A 17,641-nucleotide genomic window follows, 5' to 3' on the forward strand; every position below is an offset into this window, starting at 1 on the left:
CAGAGGCCCTCCATCCCCACACGGGAAAAAGAATAAGGACCATGGAGATTCTCCTCCCGCACGGTGTCGTGAAGGCCGGAACATCTCCGTGGTCCAGTGTACCCCAATTCAACCTAGAATGTCATGCAGCAAATTGCCTAGCGCAGCAACTTCCGCGGATTGATCGGCCTGTTGTTCAATCGCACCTCGAAATGGAGGTGGGTTCCAGTCGCCCGTCCGCTCGATCCGACGGACGCGATGACGCTGTTCGGAGTGACCGCCTGTCCCTGACGAACGTTGAGTGTCTGACAGTGCGCGTAGAACGAGGAATATCCGTTCCCGTGATTGACGACGACCGTCCGGCCGTATCCGCTCATCCAGCCGACGTAGACGACTCTGCCGGCTTTCGCCGCATGGATCGCGCGCCCCCGCGGCCCTTTGATGTCCATTCCCGTATGGAACTGACGCCTTCGGGAAATCGGGTGCCGACGCCAGCCGAAGGGGCTGTTGATCTTTCCGATAAGGGGCCAGCGGAACCCCCGCGAAACGTTTTTCTCGGCCTTCACGACCGGCTTCGAATCGTCATCGGCCGACGTCGTCGCTTCGGGCGCCGCTCCCGGAAGGAAGAGTTCCCTGCCCGGAACGAGAATTGCGAGATCCGCTCCCGCGTTGACGGATCGAATTTTCGCCGCGGAAATCTTGTATTTTTTCGCGAGTTGGTCGACCGTTTCGCCCTTTCTGATCGTAACGAAAATACCGTCCTGGTTCGGGACCCTCAGTGCCATGCCCGGTTTGAGAACATCGGGATTCCTGAGCGGATTCGAACCGAAGATCGTATCGATTTCGACATTGAAACGGTTCGCGATGGACCAGAGGCTGTCCCCGGCTCCCACGACGTACGTCGTGACGTGCAACGGCTTCGCCTGATCCAGCTTCTCGGCGATCCGCGCCTTTCGCGTTCTGACCTCCTCGAGCGTCGCTTCCACTCCGTCGTCGGAATTCGGAACGAGGAGAAGCTGCTTGTCCGCAAGTCGGTCAGGACTCTTGAGTTCGTTGGCACGAACGACAGAATCGGTTCGGACTCCATATTTCAGCGCAATATCGGAAAGAGTCTCGCCGCTCCTGACGGTGTGTTCGGTCCAGTCCGGCCGGACCGGGTGGAGGACGATCTCGTCGCCCCCCTTGTCGTCGGACGCGTCTTCCAGTTCGTCGAGTTCCGGAAGCTTCGTCACGGTGTCGTCGGCCTTCAGTTCGATGACGTCGTAATCCGGAATTGTCTTCTCCGAGAACGGCGTCACGTCGGGCTTCTCTCCGTCCGCGTGTTTCGAGACATCGTGCGAGACGAACGAAGAGGCGTTCGATATTCCGAGATACGACGGAACATCGGCTTCCGGGACGGAAGACGGAAGCGAGGAGACGGACGTTTTCGCGCCTTCACGGAGCGGTACCCCCATCGTCCGCGCGGCCGCGGGAACGGCCGGAACGCGCGTCTCTTTCGGGAGCATCACGACAAGCGGCGTCTTCTCCGGAACCGGAGAGGGGACGGCCGGCGCGACCGGGGGCACAGACCTGAGGGCCTTTTCGATTCCCCGTCCCGCGAGGAGAGATGCGGAAACAGGTGGCAGAACGCCGGAAACGCTCTCCCGTCCCGCCACGGGCGCACCGTTCCGTCCTCCGGAGGCTGTGGCCGCGGATCTGGGAACATCCGGTTCAGCATCCTCTTCAACCTTCGCATCCGATACATCGACGACGATAAAGCGGGGATCCTGTGCCTCGGGTTCCCCCGAGGGTTTCTCATGGGGAAGGCTTCCCCACGCGACCATCGCGTGCCTGTTTCCCGCGCTGACGGTCAGAAGAACCGCTGCACCCAGCATAAGAAAAACAACCGTGATAAAACCGAATCGTCCCTTTCCCCGAAAGGCTCCGGGGACTTTCTTCGACGATTTCTTCTTCACGCATCTCCCTCCTTTGATCCTTTCGTGAGGCGCCGTAAAACACGGTCCGGCACCTCCTTCGGGGATCTAGGCAAGCTTGATGGACATGAAAAATTCCCTGTTCGTTGCAGACTGCTTCAGTTTATCTATGATGAGCGACAACGCCGCGGACTCGTCGACACTGACGATGCGGCGCCGGAGAAGCCAGAGCTTGCCGAGATCTTCCTCGCTGAACAGGAGCTCCTCGCGCCGCGTTCCGGACTTCGTGATGTCGATCGCGGGGAAGATCCTCTGTTCCGCCAGCTTGCGGGAAAGGTGAAGTTCCATGTTTCCAGTTCCCTTGAACTCCTCGTAGATCACGTCATCCATACGGCTGCCCGTGTCGACAAGCGCCGTTCCGATGATCGTGAGGCTGCCTCCTTCCTCGATGTTCCGCGCAGCGCCGAAAAATCTCTTCGGGAAGTAGAGCGCGGCGGGGTCCATGCCGCCGGAGAGCGTCCGTCCCGACGGAGGGACGACGAGGTTCGAGGCGCGGGCGAGCCGCGTGATCGAATCGAGGAGGAGCACAACGTCCTTTCCGACCTCCACCAGCCGTTTCGCCTTTTCGAGCGCGAGGTTCGCCACGCGGATATGCTCGTCGGCGGGACGGTCGAACGTGGAAGCGATAATCTCGCCGTCAACGGAACGCGCCATATCCGTCACCTCCTCGGGACGTTCGTCCACGAGGAGGACCATCAGGATGATGTCGGGATAGTTCTGCGTGATGGAGTTCGCGATCCGCTTGATGAGCGTGGTTTTTCCGGCTTTCGGCGGGGAGACGACGAGGGCTCTCTGTCCTTTGCCGATCGGGGAAAAGAGATCCACGAGACGCGTGGAGATCTCCCTGGGGTCCGTTTCGAGCGTCAGCTTCTCGTCGGGAAAGACCGGCGTGAGCGCGCCGAACTGGGGGCGTTTTCTCGCGGCCTCCGGATCGGAGAAGTTGACCATTTCGACGCGGAGGAGAGCCTCGTAGTGTTCCTGGTCCTTGGGAGGACGGACGAATCCCCAGATGACATCACCGTTCCGAAGTCCGAAACGCCGGATCTGGGAGGACGAAACGTAAACGTCGTTGTCGCTCGGGAGTAGCCCCTTCGGGCGCAGGAATCCGTACCCTTCGGTCAGGACCTCGAGCGTCCCTCCCCCGAAACGGAAGTTCATCGCGTCGGCCTGCGCCTTCAGAATCGCGATGATCAGGTCATCCTTGCGGAGGGAGGAAAACCCCGAAACTCCCATGTCCTTCGCGATCTTGCGCAGATCGGCAAGGACCCTGGGTTCGAGTTTCGAGTACGAGTACTTCGGACGGGGAGCGTTCCTCGAATCCGACTGCGTGGCAACATCCTGTTCGGAAGCTCCGTCGGCGACGACTATGGGCGCGCCCGACTCCTGCACGGACTCCTCCCGGACTGCGACGGCCTCTTCCTGCCGGATTTCGGCGGGAGCCTTCTTCTCCGCCGCTCGGGCTGTCCTGGAAGTATTCTTAGCTGCCATGATTCGCGCGGTACCGGTTCCAGTCTTTCATGAACGATTCGAGACCCCTTTCGGTCAGAGGGTGAAAGAAACACTGTTCGAGCACCTTGAACGGCACCGTGGCGATATCGGCTCCCGCAAGGGCGCACTCGAAGACATGCCGGGGATGCCGGATGCTGGCGGCGATGATCCTCGTATCCACATCATGGATCGAAAACAGTTCGGCGATATCCCGCACGAGTCCGACTCCGTCCTCACCGATATCGTCGAGTCGACCGACAAAGGGGCTGACGTACGTCGCTCCCGCGCGCGCGGCAAGCAAGGCCTGCTGGGGGGAGAAAACGAGGGTCACGTTCGTCGGGATCCCATCCCGGGAGAGCGAACGGACGACGGACATTCCTTCGGGAATCATCGGGATCTTGATGACGACATTCGACGCGATGGAGGCAAGACGCCTCGCCTCGCCGATCATTCCGTCCGCCGAAGGAGCCGTCACTTCGGCACTGACCGGGCCATTCACGAGCCCGGCGATCGATTTGAGCATCTCGAAAAAGTCGCCGTTCTCCCGTGAAACCAGACTGGGATTCGTGGTCACTCCAGAAATGACGCCCCAGGACTCCGCCGTTCGTATTTCTCCGATATTCGCCGTGTCGATGAAAAATTCCAATCTATCCCATCCCTCGAAAAAATCTCTTTCACATCTCTACACATCGCCGGAAACGATGAAATTCCCGCTCCATCTCGTCCCGGCGGATGTGACGATCCGCGCCTCGTAACCACCGGCGGGGAGCGGAATTCCGTCACAAAAACTCAAACACAGACATTTCGTCCCCTCTCCATGAGCGAGGACGATCTCTTCGCGCCGTATGATAACACCGCCGTGGAGCCAGAGAAGCTGCGCCATGCAACCGTTATCGAGCGTCTCGTACCGGAATCTGACGCAGAGCGTCCGCACGGTTCCGGGAAAAACGGGAACATCTTTCCGGACTTTCGGAGGCAGCAGGGTTTCATCCCTGATATCCGCACCATGAAAAACCAGTCCGTCGCTTCCGGTCCCTCTGTCGCCCCGTCGGATACCCACGAAACAGGAGGCCAGAAGGACAACGATCCCGCCGATGAGAAGAAATAAGAAGAGAACCCTGTTCCTGGTCATTATACATACCGTCCCGGAAAACGTACAGGCGGAACGCCACTCGCCGGTCCAGAAAGGGGATAATCATGCGTCATCTGGAGCTACGCAGAACACTGTACCATGAATAGAATCAAAGCACAAATACGAGTTCGAAGGACGGAGAGAACATGAACGCGCATCAGAACGCCGCCGGAAGAGTCGCTCTCGGTGCACTGGCCGCGGCGGCGGTTATCGTCGCCACGATGATCAGCGTCCCCGTACCGGGATACCGCGTGTATTTCAACTTCGGGGAAGCCGTCATCTACACGGTCGCCCTCGTGTCCGGCAGACGATACGGAGCGCTCTCCGCAGCCGTCGGCGCATCCCTGGCCGACCTCCTGCTCGGATACCCGTTGTGGGCACCGTTCACGTTTTTCATCAAGGGCTTCGAAGGATTTGTCGCAGGCTCGCTCGCGCATCGCGGGATATTCGTCGCCACCGGATGCGCCGCGATCGTCATGATCGCGGGGTACACGTCGCTTGCGGCACTCCTCTACGGACTTCCCGCAGCTCCCGTCGAGTTCGCAACGGACGTGATCCAGACGGCTATCGGCATTCTCGCGGCACGCGTGATCGTCCCGATCGTCAGGAACAGAATACCCGGGATCGTCCGGGAAGAGGCGTCCTGTCGGAAGAGCGCCGGAAGTTAATCCGGACAAACCGAACGAATGCCGCGGACGACGCCGAGAATCTCGTCCCGCGGGAATTGATCCACCGAGAGGTCGCGCCGTCGCGTAACGCCGTCGACGGCTCCGGCGTCGCACATTGCGCGGAGCATCGCGATCTCTTCGTCATCCGTATGCCCGAGCCATCTGCCGTTCCGAACGGATAGCGCAGCCGCAAGCGCGTACGCCCCCCACGAGGAGACGTCGACGGGGAGAGCGCACGTCGACGGGACGACGGAGCAACATTCGGCAAAATCAGGAAGGACCGAAGGGAATAACTCGCGAAAATACCCCATTCCGGCCTCGTTCCCCCCATCCCCGACTCCGAGAACGGGAATTCCGCGCGCCAAGGCCGTCAGGGCCGTATCGTCGAGCGGGACGACCCATCGGGTTATATCCTCGCGGCGCATGTTGTAATACCGGCCGTCCGACGCCCTCCCGACACGTTCGATGAACACGAGGAGATCGCCCCCGTCCGTCAACATCGCCCCGGACGATGAAACTGACAGAACGGACGGCCCACCCACCGACGAACTGCACGCCGACACCGCGTCGAAACACAGGACATCCGTAACGATCCGGACTTTTTTCCCGAGTCTCTCCAGCGCCCGTCCGAGAACGACGCTTCCACCCGGCCCGTCGGTCTCGGGAGCCATGCATGCCGGAATGAAAAATCCCGTAACGATGACGACATCCCGCGCCCGCTCGAGAAGCGGCAGCGCGCGTTCGAAAAAAGACGGCGCGCACAGCGAGGACAAGCCGCGTCCGGCCCTGTTCGACGCAACGAGGGAAACGAGCGCCTCCGCAACTCCTCCGGGCAATGCCGCGGGCGATTCCAGCGTACTCCCGGGCGCGTCGTCCACACTCCGAAAGACGACACGTCTCTCTTCTCCGCGGGTCGTCATATGCTCAGCTTTTCCACGAGGTCCAGAAGTTCCGGGTTCAGGAGTTTGCGTTCCTTCCAGGCCCGCTCGAGAGGATGGAGGTCCATCGTGTTGTTGACGCATCCGACCATGGATCCGCTCTCCCCCGCGAGCATTGACTCGACGGCGAAGCTCCCCATGCGCGACGCGAGGATCGCATCCCGGGCAGTGGGGCTTCCCCCGCGCTGAAGGTACCCGAGTACGGTGATTCGCGCGTCGTATCCGCCGGTATCCCTGAGGCGGTCGCGAAGTTCGACGGCGGACATCGCGCCTTCGGCGAGGATGATCAGGGAGTGCGTCTTCCCGCGGCGCCGGGAGTAGTGCAGACGATCGCAGAGCTTCCCGATATCGAACCGGAGCTCCGGGACCACCACGTATTCCGCGCCTCCCGCCACGGCGACTTCGAGCGCCAGAAACCCCGAATCGCGCCCCATGACTTCGACGATGAAGAGCCGGTCATGGCTGCTCGCCGTATCGCGAAGTTTCATGACGGCTTCGAGCGCCGTATTGATCGCCGTATCGAACCCGATCGTTTCGTCCGTTCCGGCGATGTCGTTGTCGATCGTGCCCGGAACGCCGATCACGGGAACTCCCTTCGCGGCGAGAGTCAGCGCTCCGCGAAAGGACCCGTCGCCTCCGATGATCACCACGCCGTCAATGTGATGTTCTTCCATCCGGGCGACCGCGTCTCCGAGGCCTTCGGGCGTCTTGAACCGTTCGCTCCGCGCCGTCCTGAGTATCGTTCCGCCCCGATGGAGAATGCCGCCCACCGACGCAGGATTCAGTTCCTGAAAGTTTCCGTCCATGAGCCCCTCGAACCCCTTGACGACTCCGACCACCTCGACGCGACGATAGATTGCGGTTCGTGTCACTGCCCGTATGGCGGCGTTCATGCCTGGGGCGTCACCCCCGCTGGTCAGTACGGCGATACGCTTCAGATTCACGGGTCGTCCCTCCTCTCCCGGAAGTTCCTGAAAGTGATTGTACGGCCTCATCGCGCTTCCGCGCAACCGCACAAAAAAAGGACCCCCCTTGGGGGGTCCGGAAACGGCGCAATCCGCCGCAGGTCATTGCCTCTGCAGTTCGTCCACGCGCTGCTGAATCGTCGCAAGTTCCCTGTCGATTTCAGCGACCTTGCCTTCGAGTTCCTTCTTCTGGTCGGACAGTTTCCTGATTCGCGCGATCAGACGGTCGAGTTCGAGGCGGGACGCGGCCTTGCCCTCGTAGAGACGCTGCGGATTGTCCTTCGTGACATCCCAGAGATAGGAAATTTCTCCTTTAAGGTATCCATGAATTCCGCCGGCCATCGTCAGCCGAATCGTCGCCGCCCCCTGGAGATTCGACTTCCCGGTCTTCTCGTCGTACTTCGGAAAGTGAACCATCCCCTCGCGCTTGCCCTGGAGCTTGAAATTGAAGCGCTTGTCGTAGTCGACGGGAGTCAGCTTCTTTTTTCCGACCCAGAGCGCGATCTGCTCGTTGAACGGCGCCATGTGCATCGAGGGGCCGTTATTGTTGAACTCCACCATGAACGGGATCGTCTCGTCGAGGTTGAGCGTCTTCAGGAGGTTGTACTTGTACCGCTCGAGTTCGTCCGCGGTCCACATGTTCTTCCGAGCCTCCTCGTTCAGGAGCGCCTCGATATACTCTCCGGAGTAATAGACCACCTTCACCTCGAGACGTCCGAGCTCGCCCTGCTCCGTATAGGCGCCCTTGCGCTCCCACTTCGACATGACGTCCTGATACTGGGACGCCGCCTCGGAAACGCCCGCCATAAGAAATGCCGCGCAAAAGGCCATCAAGGCCATCCGACTCCGGACCAGATTTCCCCAAAAAGCGTCGCCTGTTCGTATCACTGTTCCGCCTCCTCGTGTCCCCCCGCGGGGACGGTCGTCCTTGCCGGGTCATGATACCACAGGAAGGCGGGAAGAGACCACGAAAAAAAAAGCGGAGAGCCCTTCCGGGCCCCCCGTCTTTCATTGCAACGAACGGATTCAGACTAGAAGCTGATCTGCGTCCGGAACCGGAACATATTGTCGTCTTTCCACGCGGTTCCGGCAACCTCGTCGTAGTCGACCTTGTCATAGAGGAACTCGAAGAACAGGGCCGGTGTGTAGTAGTAGCGCACGCCGAGCATGTAGCTCTTCAGATCGGTGAACGCAGCGTTGTTCGCCTTGTCGAAGTCGACCGCGACGTACCGCTCGAAGGTCATCCACTGATCGGTCCACTTCTGGCTGAGGCCAGCGTGGAGGTAGGTCAGCTCGCTGTTTCTGCTGGGATCCGTCATCTTCGGCATGACGCCGGTGCTGTCAAATCCGGACCCAGGACCTTCAGCATAGTTCAGGAACGTGTTCGCGGAAGCGAAGGACGCATCCCACTTGCTGTACTCGAGCCAGAGGCTGGTGAACTTGAGCGCGTCCTGCTTCACGTCGACGATGGCCTTCCACGCCTTGGGCGAATCACCACCAAGAAGAATTCCGGCGTTGACGTCCCACTTCTCGCCCGCATACATGGCTCTGAAGGCGATATCCTTCGTGAAGTTGACCGCGAAGTCGGCATACCACACCGTCACATCTGCCGCACCGTAGAAGCCCTTCGTCGGAGCGACGGTCTTGTCGTCGTTCTGGACATCCCGCATGATGCCGCTCACCGCGAGACGGAAGGTCTCGTTGAAGTTGAAGTTGAAGCGGGCGCCGAACCAGTTGGCCTCGACATCGGTCAGCTTGCCTTTGACAAGGGCGCCATCGTCGTGGGCAACGAAGAAATGCGCGTCGCCCATTCCGAAGGTCTTGTCGAACGCCATGCCCTGGAAACGCCAGTCAAGGAACCACGAGTCATCGCCGAAGTTGCCTTCGTAGAGCCCCGCGTCGCCTTCCCAGTCGATGCAGTTCAGCTTACCGAAGCGGGCCGTGATGTCCCACGGGAACTTGACGGTGATGAAATTCTCTCTCCAGGAGAGGCCGTCGCCGCTGTCATGGGCGCCGCCGTTGGTCCGGCGAAGCCGGGCGCGGTAGGACACCTTGTCGTCGATCCTCTTGACGAGCTGGAGCCAGTTATTGGGAGTCCGCAGGTTCATGTCGGAATCACCGGTGGTATACTGGCCGTCATCTTCGCCGCCGAACTTCCAGTCCATACGGAAGGAACCCGTCAGCTTCCATCCGCCGATGTCGGACTCGAGCTGGGCGACTCTCTTGTCGATCTTGTCGACCTTGACGCCGAGGGCGTCGAGTTCGTCCTTGAATTCGACAACGAGCTTCTTCAGCATCTCGACATCCTGCTTGCTGGCCTTGGTCATGTCGACGACGGCCAGAGCGCGGGCGAGGGCGGAAGCCATCTCGTACCGGGTCGTGGGCTGGTTGCCCTTGTAGGTGCCATCCGGATAGCCGGAAAGGACGCCCTTCGCGGCAAGCTGTCCGATTGCGTCATAGGCCCAGTGATTCATGGGAACATCCATGAACGGGTTCGCTGCAAGCGCCGGCACGGCGAAAGCGGCGAGGGCGACAACTGCGAGAACCACTGCAAATTTCTTCATTATTGTGTAACCCCCTTGGTTGAAATATGATATATATTCGCGGCCGTCGAACTCTTCCGCTCCGGGGGGTCCGGGAAAAGTATCCTCGTTTCCTTTTTCCTCGCATCCCGTCGCTTTGTCGTTCTCGGGTCCGCCTTCCAAATCCGCTCGTCCTTTGTGGCTCGGGGGTTGCACCTCCTTTCGCGCCATCGGGAGTCCCCGCGGATACAGAAGCAAGATCCAAGGTTATATTGTCAAGGAACCTTGCGGGATGATGGGCTCTATGTAAAATTGCGTATGTCCCTATCCCCCATATAACCGACGTGGAGTATACTACACGCCTTTGCGACGTGCAAGCAGGTTTTTCGAAAATCGGCGAACCAATGCCCGCAACGGGTCGATTTCGATCGACTGCCCTCCTGTCCGAATATCGGAATCATGACCACGGTCCCCGGCTGATTGGAAATTCAATTGCCAATCAACCGGAAAAACGGGATACTGTCCCGTGGAGCGGCGACAGAGCAAACGCATCGTCCGGGGGCCCGACGCCACATGACGTCTCTCCGGAGAGCGTATCGGACCCACAGGAGGCCACTGCATAATGGATCACGTCATCTGCACCGCCGCGAACGGCCGGTATTTCGGCAGCGCGGTCAATCTCATCGGAAGCCTTCACCGGCATCACCCCGAGGGGATCGACATCCGGGTCTACGACCTCGGCCTGTCCGTCGTCGAACGACGGATCGTCGAGACGCTCGAGCTGACGACGCTTCACGACGTTCCGCGCTTTTGCGCCCACGCCCTGGAGCCCGACCTCTTCGCGTGGAAAATCGCCGCAATCCACGACACGCTCCACTCAGCCGGAGGGGCGGTTCTCTGGCTCGACGCGGGCACGGAGGCGGTGCGACCGCTCGATGCGCTCTTCCGCGCTATCGAACGCGACGGATGCCTCTTCAACGTCTGTCCGTACGATTACGCCTTCGCCCGGGTCGGCAGCCTCACGACGAAGCGATGCCTCGACGGGATGGACGCGTCAGCCCCGGAATACCGCGAGGCGTTTTTCGTCAACGCGGGAATCCAGGGGTACCTGTCCGGCCATCCGGCGTGCGCCGTCATCGACGAGGCCATGCGCTACGCCGCCGACCCCGGAATCATCGGAGGCTCCAGATCAACCCACCGGCAGGACCAGTCGATCGTGAGCGTCCTGCGGGTCCGTCACGGACTGCCGGCGACGTTCTGGCTCGCGCCGGATCCCGCAGATCCCGAACGCTGGCCCACGCTCTACACCGCCGGGCACGACCACCCGATTCCGATTGAGGCCGCCGAGGCGATCATGGTATCATCTCCCGGGTATTTGAAGGTGAAACGCCGCAACGCGGAATATATGCACGCGGAGCGTCTTCGCTGGAACGACGCGACATCCGCTCTTCCTCTGCGCCGCGTCCTGCGGAGGCGTTTGTTTGTCGCAGACATGAAGCGTTGTGCGCGGCGACTTCGGGAATCGGTCGCGCTGTTTTTCGGAACGGGAGTGCGCGGAAACGGAACGCCTCCGATCGACGGGGCCTAGAGGAGATGCTGCGAATGTTCGATGTCGTGCGGCGCATTCACGAAACGGCGGTCCGACTGCGATGGCGGTCGGAAGGATGTCCCCTTCCGCCCCCGAACGCCGTCAAGCAGGGAACGATCATCCGCTACGCCACGGAAGCCGGAATCCGCGTCCTCGTCGAAACCGGAACGTACGAAGGGCGAACCCTGCGGGCCGTGAGGCCGTATTTCGATCGCCTGTATTCCATCGAACTCGGGGAAGACCTCTACCGGAAGGCCTGCGCCCGATTCCAATCGGACCCGAAGGTCTTTCTGTTTCAGGGAGACAGCGGCGACCGCCTTCGCGACATCCTCGAGATCGCCGGCGACCAGCGGTGTCTCTTCTGGCTGGACGCGCACTACTCCCGGGGCGACACCGCCCGCGGATCCGAGGACACCCCCGTCCTCCGCGAATTTCACGCAATCGCGGGCCATTCGAGAAAGGACCATGTCATCCTTGTCGATGACGCCAGGTGTTTCGGAACGGATCCGGCCTATCCCGGACTCGGGCGGATGGAGGCGCTCGCCGCTCAACTGTTCCGCGGTTCTTCGTTCTCGGTGTCCGAGGACATCATCCGCATCGTCCCCTCAACACCGCCTCGATGATCGTCCGCCTCACGACCCCATCCGCGTCCTGGCCGCTCGTCATGCAGACTCCCGGCTCGTCCGGGGAATGGGACGGCGTGTCCTTTCTCGTCGACCGGTCCGGAACGCTCGAGGCCGACGCGTGGGTCGTGTACGAGGAGGTCCCGGAAGAGACGACGACTCTCTGCCCTCCGGACCGGACGCTCCTGATCACGGGGGAGCCCCCGATGATCAAGACGTACCGCCCGGAGTACATCGCGCAATTCGCCCGCGTGCTCACGTGCCACGACATCCGCGGCCCGGGGGTCATCCGGGACCAGCAGGCGCTCCCGTGGCACTACGGACGTTTTTTCGAGGCCTCGGGAGCGGAGCGTTTCGTCGAGTGTTACGATTCGCTCGCTGCACATTCGCCCTTCGAGAGGAAAGAGCGGAGCATCTCCATCGTCTGTTCGGCCAAACGAAAACGCGACGGTCACCGGAAGAGGGACGAATTCGTCACGGAACTCGAACGGTCCGGAATCCCCGGTCTCGACATCTTCGGCAGGGGCCGCGCCCGGGAAGCCGCCTGCAAGCGGGACGCCATCCTGCCCTACCGCTATCACATCGTCCTCGAAAATTCCGAATGCCCGGACTACTGGACGGAAAAACTCGCCGACGCCTACCTCGGCGGGGCGTTTCCGTTCTACTGGGGCTGCGCGAACATCGAGAAGTACTTCCCCACCGGATCGTTCGTCCGGATCGATATCGGGAATCCCAGCGAGGCGTTGCGAACGATCCGCGATACAATCGCTGCGGGGACGTTCGAGCGGGCGCTTCCGCTCCTCGAAGAGGCGCGCGACCTCGTTCTGAACCGGTATAATCTTTTTCCGACGATCGTTTCGCTGTTCCGGGGGCTTCCATCCGCGTCCGGAACGGAGCGGATTCCCGTAACGCTTCAGCCGGAGAGGAACTTCACGTTGAAAGGCAGAATCCGCCGTTTCTGGTCCGGCCCGGCGGGCGGACTGCGCTGACCGTCTCTCTTGACAAAACGGGCGCCGCACCGTCCGTACGCTCACGGTGCGATACGGCCGTAAAGGAGTGTCTCTCATGAACGAACGCAAAACGTACCTGGTCACCGGGGGCGCCGGCTTCATCGGCAGCAACCTGGTTCATTTCCTCGTCCGGAACGGCTGCCGGGTCGTCACGCTCGACGCGCTCACCTATGCGGGCAACCCCGCCTCGCTGGAAGATCTTCCCGCGCTCGCGCCGAACGGCGGGCATCTCTTCGTCCGGGGCGACATCGCGGACTCCGGCCTCGTCGGACGCCTCCTGGACGAACACAGGCCGGACGGCGTCTTCAACCTCGCCGCCGAGAGTCACGTCGACCGATCGATCGACGGCCCGGCCGCGTTCATCGAGACGAACGTCGTCGGGACGTTCCGGCTGCTCGAAGCCGTGCGGCGTCACTGGACGTCCCTCGGCGACGATGCGAAGCGGGCATTCCGCTTCCTTCACGTCTCGACGGACGAGGTCTACGGCTCGCTCGGAGAGACCGACCTCTTCACGGAGGAGACGCCCTACGCGCCGAATTCCCCGTACTCGGCCTCGAAGGCCTCTTCGGACCACCTCGTCCGCGCGTACCATCACACCTACGGCCTCCCGACGGTCACGACGAACTGTTCGAACAACTACGGCCCGCGCCAGTTCCCCGAGAAACTCATCCCGCTCACGATCCTCAGGGCTCTTGACGGGAAGACGCTTCCGGTCTACGGCGACGGGAAGAACGTCCGCGACTGGCTCTACGTCGAGGACCACTGCCGGGCGCTCCTGACCGCCATGGAGCGCGGTCGCACGGGCGAAACCTACAACATCGGCGGATCGTCCGAACGCCGGAACATCGACATCGTCCACCTGCTCTGCGACATCCTCGACCGGCTCCGCCCCCGCCCGGACGGACGAAGCCGCCGCGAGCAGATCGCGTTCGTCGCCGACCGTCCGGGGCACGACCGGCGCTACGCGATCGACGCGACGAAGATCCGGAACGATCTGGGGTGGAACCCGCTTGAGACGTTCGAGAGCGGCATGGAGAAGACGATCGATTGGTATCTGACGAACGGGGACTGGGTGGCGGCGATCCTGTCGCGACACTCCGACGGGACGGAACGCCGGGGGCTCGGCGACGGGGCCTCCGGAGAGAAGGGGGCGCTACGCGCATGAAGGGAGTCATCCTCGCAGGAGGAAAGGGGACCCGGCTCTACCCGCTCACGAAGACGCTGAACAAGCACCTGCTGCCGATCGGGACCGAACCGATGATCTACAACCCGCTGCGGAACATGAAGGCGTGCGGCGTCGACGAGGTCCGCGTCGTCACGAGTTCGGAACACATGGGGCAGATCGTGAGCTGTCTCGGGAGCGGTTCGGAGTTCGGGCTCGACCTGTCGTACAGCGTCCAGGACGAGGCCAGGGGGATCGCCGACGCGTTGCGCCGGGCGGAGTCGTTCGTCGGCTGCGAGAGCGTTTTCGTCCTGCTCGGAGACAACATGTTCGAGAACCCCGTAGACTATTTCGTCGACCACTTCCGGACCGAACAGGACGAACGCGGGGCCCGCGTCATGCTCACCGAAGTGGACGAACCCGTCCACTTCGGCATCGCGGCGCTCGACGAGCGGAACATCATCGAGATCCAGGAGAAGCCCGAGCACCCGAAGAGCAACTTCGCCGTCGTCGGCGCCTACATCTACGACAGCCGCGTCTTCGGCTTCATCCGGGAGAGCCGGCCGTCGGCGCGCGGCGAGTACGAGATCACGACGATCAACAACAGATACATCGAACTCGGAGAACTTCGATACGACTTCGTGCGCGGCCGCTGGATGGACACGGGGACGTTCGAGTCGTACCACGAGGCGAACAGGCTCTTCTTCCCCCGGCGGCAATAAGAGGCGACGCGCCGTTTCCGGGAGCCCGCGAACGGCGCAGGAGGGAATTCCTCAGCGAAGCTCGCCGGGGAAGACGGAATACCAGAGGAGATCGTTCCAGACGCCGTCCCTGAAGAAATGCTCCCGGAATTTTCCCTCGAACCGGAATCCGAGTTCCTCGTAGAGCCTCACGGCCCGGACGTTGTCGGCGATGACGTTGAGGTAGATCTTGCGCAGGCAAAGCGCCTCGAATCCGTAGAGGCACATCCGCCGCGCGGCGGCTTTGCCGTACCCCTTTCCCATGTGCGCCCTCGCCCCGATCACGATCGCGAACTCCGCGTGCAGGTCGATCGAGTGACGGTTCTTGAGGCTCACGACGCCGACGAACGACTCGCCCCGCGTCTTCGGCTCCGTCAGGACGATCGCGAGATGGACCGACTCCGGGTGCGCGCCCCCGACGATCTCCGCGAGAACGCGCCTCGTTTCGTCCGGAGTGCGCGGCGTCCGCGTGAAGGCGAAGCATCGTGCGATCTCCGGATCGTGCTGCCAGGAGGAGAATCCGTCGAAGTCGTCCATCCGCAGTTCCCGGAGGAACAAACCGTCAATCGTCGTGGACAGCAACATCGGTTTCATCCTCCGGCCTCTTTTCCGCTCGTACGCGGACGCTTCCGATCACGCGCGCCGGGTTGCCGCCGACGATCGAATCCTCCGGGTACTCGCCCCCCGTCACGACGGACCCCGCGGCGACGATCGAGTTTCTCCCTATCCGGACGCCCTTCAGGATGATCGCGTCGTTGCCGACCCAGACATTCTCTCCGAGAACGACGGGCGATACGCGGCCCGACGACGACCGGCGCTCGTCCGGATCGACGCCGTGCGCGTCGAAATCGAGAATCTGGACGTCCTTTCCGATCAGGCACCTGTCCCCGATCGTGACGTTCCGGACGGCGATCGCGAGAAATCCGTTGTTGATTCCGACGGCGCTTCCGATTGCGATGACCGCTTCGGGCAACCGCGCCTGAAGCTCGCAGCGGGAGGACGCGAACCCACCGCCGATAGGGTATCCGATCGTCGTGCGGTCTCCGATGCGGATCGTCCCGTCTCCGCAGAGCCGCGTCGCTTGATAGAAGCGGATTCCGCGGCCAAGGCGGATCCCGGTCCCCTCCCACCATGCGCCGAGGCGCGCGAGCGCGACGTTCTTGCGCGAACCCAGGCTCCGGAGGAACTTCGTGACATGCCGGCGCATCAGGACGAAGGAGGTCGGCCGCCGGCGGGCGGTCTCCCCGGAGATCCCCCTCATGGCCTGAAGGCGTTGACCGCGTCGCAGACGATCCCGACATCTCCGGGCGACATTCCGTTGTACAGGGGGAGGCTCAGGACGCTCCGCGCGAGACGCTCCGCCCTAGGGAAACTCCCCGCTCCCAGGCCGAGATGCGCGTAGACCCCGGAGAGATGCGGAGGGATCGGATAGTGGATCTGCGTCCCGATCCCGCGTTCAGCGAGGAAGACCTGAAGCCGGTCCCTGAACTCCGTTTCGATGACGTAGAGATAGAACACATGTGTGGCGCCGGGGCGGATCTCCGGCTTCTTCACGAACGGAGAGCGGATGCCTTCATCGTACCGTTCCGCGAGGGCGATCCGTTCGGCGTTGATGTCGCCGATATGCCGGAGCCGGACGCGCAGGAGCGCGGCCTGGATCTCGTCGAGGCGGGAGTTGATCCCCTCCTCGTCGTTGACGTACTTCACGCGGCTTCCGTAATTCCGCAGCGAACGAACCCGTTCGGCGATCCGTTCGTCTTTCGTCGTGAGGGCGCCGGCGTCGCCGAAGGCTCCAAGGTTTTTCGTCGGGAAGAAGCTGAAGCAGCCGATCGTCCCGAGCGTTCCCGTCTGCATCCCGTTCCACAGCGCCCCGTGGCTCTGGGCGCAGTCCTCGATGACAGGGAGTCCTTCTGTGTCCGCCACTGCGCGGATCCCCCCCATGTCGCAGGGTTGTCCGTACAGATGAACGGCCATGATCGCCTTCGTCCGCAGGGAGAGCGCTTCGCGGATGTTCTCGGGGTCGAGGCCGTGAAACCCGTCCGGCTCGACGAAGACGGGAACGGCTCCGTTCCGGGTGATCGCGAGGACCGTCGCGATATAGGTGTTCGCCTGGACGATGATCTCGTCGCCCGGGCCGATCCCGAGCGCGCGGACCGCAAGGGCGAGCGCGTCGAGCCCCGAGTTGAGGCCAACGCAATGCGGAATTCCGAGAAAAGCCGCATACTCCCTCTCGAACGCGGCGACTTCCTCCCCGAGAACATACCAGCCCGAGCGCAGAACCCGGAGCGCGGCCTCCTCGTATTCGCTGGCGTGCGCCCGAAAGCCCGGTTCGAGCGTGTTGAAGGGAAACTTTCCTCTCGTTCCGTCGTCGTTCGTCACCGGTCACTCCCCCTTTTTCCGTCGTCGGGCTCCCGGACGAGACGGACGAAGTCATCGTAATTTCTGATATAGTCGGCCTCGTTGTAGAAGTCGGAGGCGAGGACGAGAAGAACGCTCCCGTCCCGAAGCCATGTCATCGTGTGCCACATCCAAGGGCCGACATACGCCCCGACGGACGGATCGTCGAGAACGAAGCTCTCTCGTTCCCGCCCCGTGTCGATGTCGAGCCGGACGCTTCCGCTCACGCAGACGAGAACCTGCTCGAGCGCGCGGTGGGCGTGGCGGCCCCGGACGACGCCCGCCTTCACTCCCGTCGAGTAGTAGACGCGACGGATCGGAAAGGGAACGTGACGCTCCTCCTCGATGAACTGCAGACACCCCTCGTCGGGGTTCTCCGTCCCGCGGACGGGAAAGTCAAAGAGCCGCATAATCGATCCCCTTTCGTATTGTGCGGAGGTGGTTCCGGACGCATCG

The 17,641-nt window shown here is 62.1% G+C and carries 18 protein-coding genes; 6 read left to right on the plus strand and 12 right to left on the minus strand.

The annotated features are described in order from the left end of the window. Positions 1 to 137: 137 nt before the first annotated feature. The 4 genes from ACZ5IU_RS02330 to ACZ5IU_RS02345 form a co-directional block, all read right to left on the minus strand. A complete protein-coding gene (locus tag ACZ5IU_RS02330; RefSeq protein ID WP_464420125.1) occupies positions 138 to 1,934 on the minus strand; it encodes a peptidoglycan DD-metalloendopeptidase family protein in 1,797 nt (598 codons plus the stop codon). Between the two features lie 66 nt (positions 1,935 to 2,000). Beyond that, positions 2,001 to 3,440, minus strand: a complete 1,440-nt coding sequence (rho, locus tag ACZ5IU_RS02335; RefSeq protein ID WP_464420127.1) for a transcription termination factor Rho — start codon at positions 3,438 to 3,440, stop codon at positions 2,001 to 2,003. Continuing rightward, complete coding sequence (fsa, locus tag ACZ5IU_RS02340) at positions 3,430 to 4,086, minus strand: fructose-6-phosphate aldolase (protein WP_464420129.1); 657 nt, start codon at positions 4,084 to 4,086, stop codon at positions 3,430 to 3,432. The genes rho and fsa overlap by 11 nt, the downstream gene beginning before the upstream one ends. Before the next feature lie 36 nt (positions 4,087 to 4,122). Further along, a complete protein-coding gene (locus ACZ5IU_RS02345; RefSeq protein WP_464420131.1) occupies positions 4,123 to 4,572 on the minus strand; it encodes a hypothetical protein in 450 nt (149 codons plus the stop codon). A 146-nt stretch (positions 4,573 to 4,718) separates the two neighbouring features. Between ACZ5IU_RS02345 and ACZ5IU_RS02350 the strand changes: the two genes are divergently transcribed. Beyond that, on the plus strand, positions 4,719 to 5,240 hold the full coding sequence (locus ACZ5IU_RS02350; protein WP_464420133.1) for an ECF transporter S component: 522 nt from the start codon (positions 4,719 to 4,721) through the stop codon (positions 5,238 to 5,240). On the opposite strand, the gene ACZ5IU_RS02355 is transcribed toward ACZ5IU_RS02350, so the two are convergent. From ACZ5IU_RS02355 to ACZ5IU_RS02370, 4 genes are all read right to left on the minus strand, one after another. Continuing rightward, positions 5,237 to 6,160: a DUF4392 domain-containing protein gene (locus ACZ5IU_RS02355; protein ID WP_464420135.1), complete on the minus strand. Its 924-nt coding sequence runs from the start codon at positions 6,158 to 6,160 to the stop codon at positions 5,237 to 5,239. The two genes, ACZ5IU_RS02350 and ACZ5IU_RS02355, sit on opposite strands and share 4 nt — an antisense overlap. Continuing rightward, positions 6,157 to 7,116, minus strand: a complete 960-nt coding sequence (gene pfkA, locus ACZ5IU_RS02360; RefSeq protein ID WP_464421791.1) for a 6-phosphofructokinase — start codon at positions 7,114 to 7,116, stop codon at positions 6,157 to 6,159. The genes ACZ5IU_RS02355 and pfkA overlap by 4 nt, the downstream gene beginning before the upstream one ends. 129 nt (positions 7,117 to 7,245) lie before the next feature. Next, complete coding sequence (locus ACZ5IU_RS02365; RefSeq protein ID WP_464420137.1) at positions 7,246 to 8,031, minus strand: hypothetical protein; 786 nt, start codon at positions 8,029 to 8,031, stop codon at positions 7,246 to 7,248. A gap of 143 nt (positions 8,032 to 8,174) precedes the next feature. After that, positions 8,175 to 9,707, minus strand: coding sequence for an S-layer homology domain-containing protein (locus ACZ5IU_RS02370; protein WP_464420139.1), 1,533 nt, complete (start codon positions 9,705 to 9,707; stop codon positions 8,175 to 8,177). A gap of 580 nt (positions 9,708 to 10,287) precedes the next feature. On the opposite strand from ACZ5IU_RS02370, the gene ACZ5IU_RS02375 reads away from it, so the two are divergent. The 5 genes from ACZ5IU_RS02375 (at position 10,288) to ACZ5IU_RS02395 (ending at position 14,770) form a co-directional block, all read left to right on the plus strand. Beyond that, the gene (locus tag ACZ5IU_RS02375; protein ID WP_464420141.1) at positions 10,288 to 11,253 is read left to right on the plus strand and encodes a hypothetical protein; all 966 of its coding nucleotides are present in this window, start codon (positions 10,288 to 10,290) and stop codon (positions 11,251 to 11,253) included. Positions 11,254 to 11,267: 14 nt separating this feature from the next. Further along, the gene (locus tag ACZ5IU_RS02380; protein WP_464420143.1) at positions 11,268 to 11,876 is read left to right on the plus strand and encodes a class I SAM-dependent methyltransferase; all 609 of its coding nucleotides are present in this window, start codon (positions 11,268 to 11,270) and stop codon (positions 11,874 to 11,876) included. Next, entirely contained in the window at positions 11,873 to 12,865 is a 993-nt protein-coding gene (locus tag ACZ5IU_RS02385; protein WP_464420145.1) for a glycosyltransferase family 10 domain-containing protein, read from the plus strand. The genes ACZ5IU_RS02380 and ACZ5IU_RS02385 overlap by 4 nt, the downstream gene beginning before the upstream one ends. Positions 12,866 to 12,941: 76 nt before the next feature. Next, positions 12,942 to 14,051: a dTDP-glucose 4,6-dehydratase gene (gene rfbB / locus ACZ5IU_RS02390; protein WP_464420147.1), complete on the plus strand. Its 1,110-nt coding sequence runs from the start codon at positions 12,942 to 12,944 to the stop codon at positions 14,049 to 14,051. Continuing rightward, positions 14,048 to 14,770 carry a sugar phosphate nucleotidyltransferase gene (locus tag ACZ5IU_RS02395; protein WP_464420149.1) on the plus strand — a complete coding sequence of 241 codons (723 nt, stop codon included), beginning with the start codon at positions 14,048 to 14,050 and terminating at the stop codon, positions 14,768 to 14,770. Before rfbB ends, ACZ5IU_RS02395 begins: the two co-directional genes overlap by 4 nt. A 51-nt stretch (positions 14,771 to 14,821) precedes the next feature. Here ACZ5IU_RS02395 and ACZ5IU_RS02400 read toward each other — a convergent pair whose 3' ends face one another. From ACZ5IU_RS02400 to ACZ5IU_RS02415, 4 genes are read right to left on the minus strand one after another with little or no spacing between them, the layout of a single operon-like run. Next, positions 14,822 to 15,382, minus strand: coding sequence for a GNAT family N-acetyltransferase (locus ACZ5IU_RS02400; protein ID WP_464420151.1), 561 nt, complete (start codon positions 15,380 to 15,382; stop codon positions 14,822 to 14,824). Next, positions 15,351 to 16,049 carry an acyltransferase gene (locus ACZ5IU_RS02405; RefSeq protein ID WP_464420153.1) on the minus strand — a complete coding sequence of 233 codons (699 nt, stop codon included), beginning with the start codon at positions 16,047 to 16,049 and terminating at the stop codon, positions 15,351 to 15,353. Before ACZ5IU_RS02405 ends, ACZ5IU_RS02400 begins: the two co-directional genes overlap by 32 nt. Then, positions 16,046 to 17,167: a DegT/DnrJ/EryC1/StrS family aminotransferase gene (locus ACZ5IU_RS02410; RefSeq protein ID WP_464420154.1), complete on the minus strand. Its 1,122-nt coding sequence runs from the start codon at positions 17,165 to 17,167 to the stop codon at positions 16,046 to 16,048. The genes ACZ5IU_RS02405 and ACZ5IU_RS02410 overlap by 4 nt, the downstream gene beginning before the upstream one ends. Then, positions 17,164 to 17,595 carry a sugar 3,4-ketoisomerase gene (locus ACZ5IU_RS02415; protein ID WP_464420155.1) on the minus strand — a complete coding sequence of 144 codons (432 nt, stop codon included), beginning with the start codon at positions 17,593 to 17,595 and terminating at the stop codon, positions 17,164 to 17,166. The genes ACZ5IU_RS02410 and ACZ5IU_RS02415 overlap by 4 nt, the downstream gene beginning before the upstream one ends. Positions 17,596 to 17,641 lie beyond the last annotated feature (46 nt).

This window comes from Lactivibrio alcoholicus (genome assembly GCF_055390895.1).

Coding starts and splice junctions, on each gene's coding strand:
- rho (WP_464420127.1), bottom strand. CDS start 3,440: ATGGCAGCTAAGAATACTTCCAGGACAGCCCGAGCGGCGGAGAAGAAG.
- ACZ5IU_RS02345 (WP_464420131.1), bottom strand. CDS start 4,572: ATGACCAGGAACAGGGTTCTCTTCTTATTTCTTCTCATCGGCGGGATC.
- ACZ5IU_RS02350 (WP_464420133.1), top strand. CDS start 4,719: ATGAACGCGCATCAGAACGCCGCCGGAAGAGTCGCTCTCGGTGCACTG.
- ACZ5IU_RS02355 (WP_464420135.1), bottom strand. CDS start 6,160: ATGACGACCCGCGGAGAAGAGAGACGTGTCGTCTTTCGGAGTGTGGAC.
- ACZ5IU_RS02370 (WP_464420139.1), bottom strand. CDS start 9,707: ATGAAGAAATTTGCAGTGGTTCTCGCAGTTGTCGCCCTCGCCGCTTTC.
- ACZ5IU_RS02375 (WP_464420141.1), top strand. CDS start 10,288: ATGGATCACGTCATCTGCACCGCCGCGAACGGCCGGTATTTCGGCAGC.
- ACZ5IU_RS02380 (WP_464420143.1), top strand. CDS start 11,268: ATGTTCGATGTCGTGCGGCGCATTCACGAAACGGCGGTCCGACTGCGA.
- ACZ5IU_RS02385 (WP_464420145.1), top strand. CDS start 11,873: ATGATCGTCCGCCTCACGACCCCATCCGCGTCCTGGCCGCTCGTCATG.
- rfbB (WP_464420147.1), top strand. CDS start 12,942: ATGAACGAACGCAAAACGTACCTGGTCACCGGGGGCGCCGGCTTCATC.
- ACZ5IU_RS02395 (WP_464420149.1), top strand. CDS start 14,048: ATGAAGGGAGTCATCCTCGCAGGAGGAAAGGGGACCCGGCTCTACCCG.
- ACZ5IU_RS02400 (WP_464420151.1), bottom strand. CDS start 15,382: ATGAAACCGATGTTGCTGTCCACGACGATTGACGGTTTGTTCCTCCGG.
- ACZ5IU_RS02405 (WP_464420153.1), bottom strand. CDS start 16,049: ATGAGGGGGATCTCCGGGGAGACCGCCCGCCGGCGGCCGACCTCCTTC.
- ACZ5IU_RS02415 (WP_464420155.1), bottom strand. CDS start 17,595: ATGCGGCTCTTTGACTTTCCCGTCCGCGGGACGGAGAACCCCGACGAG.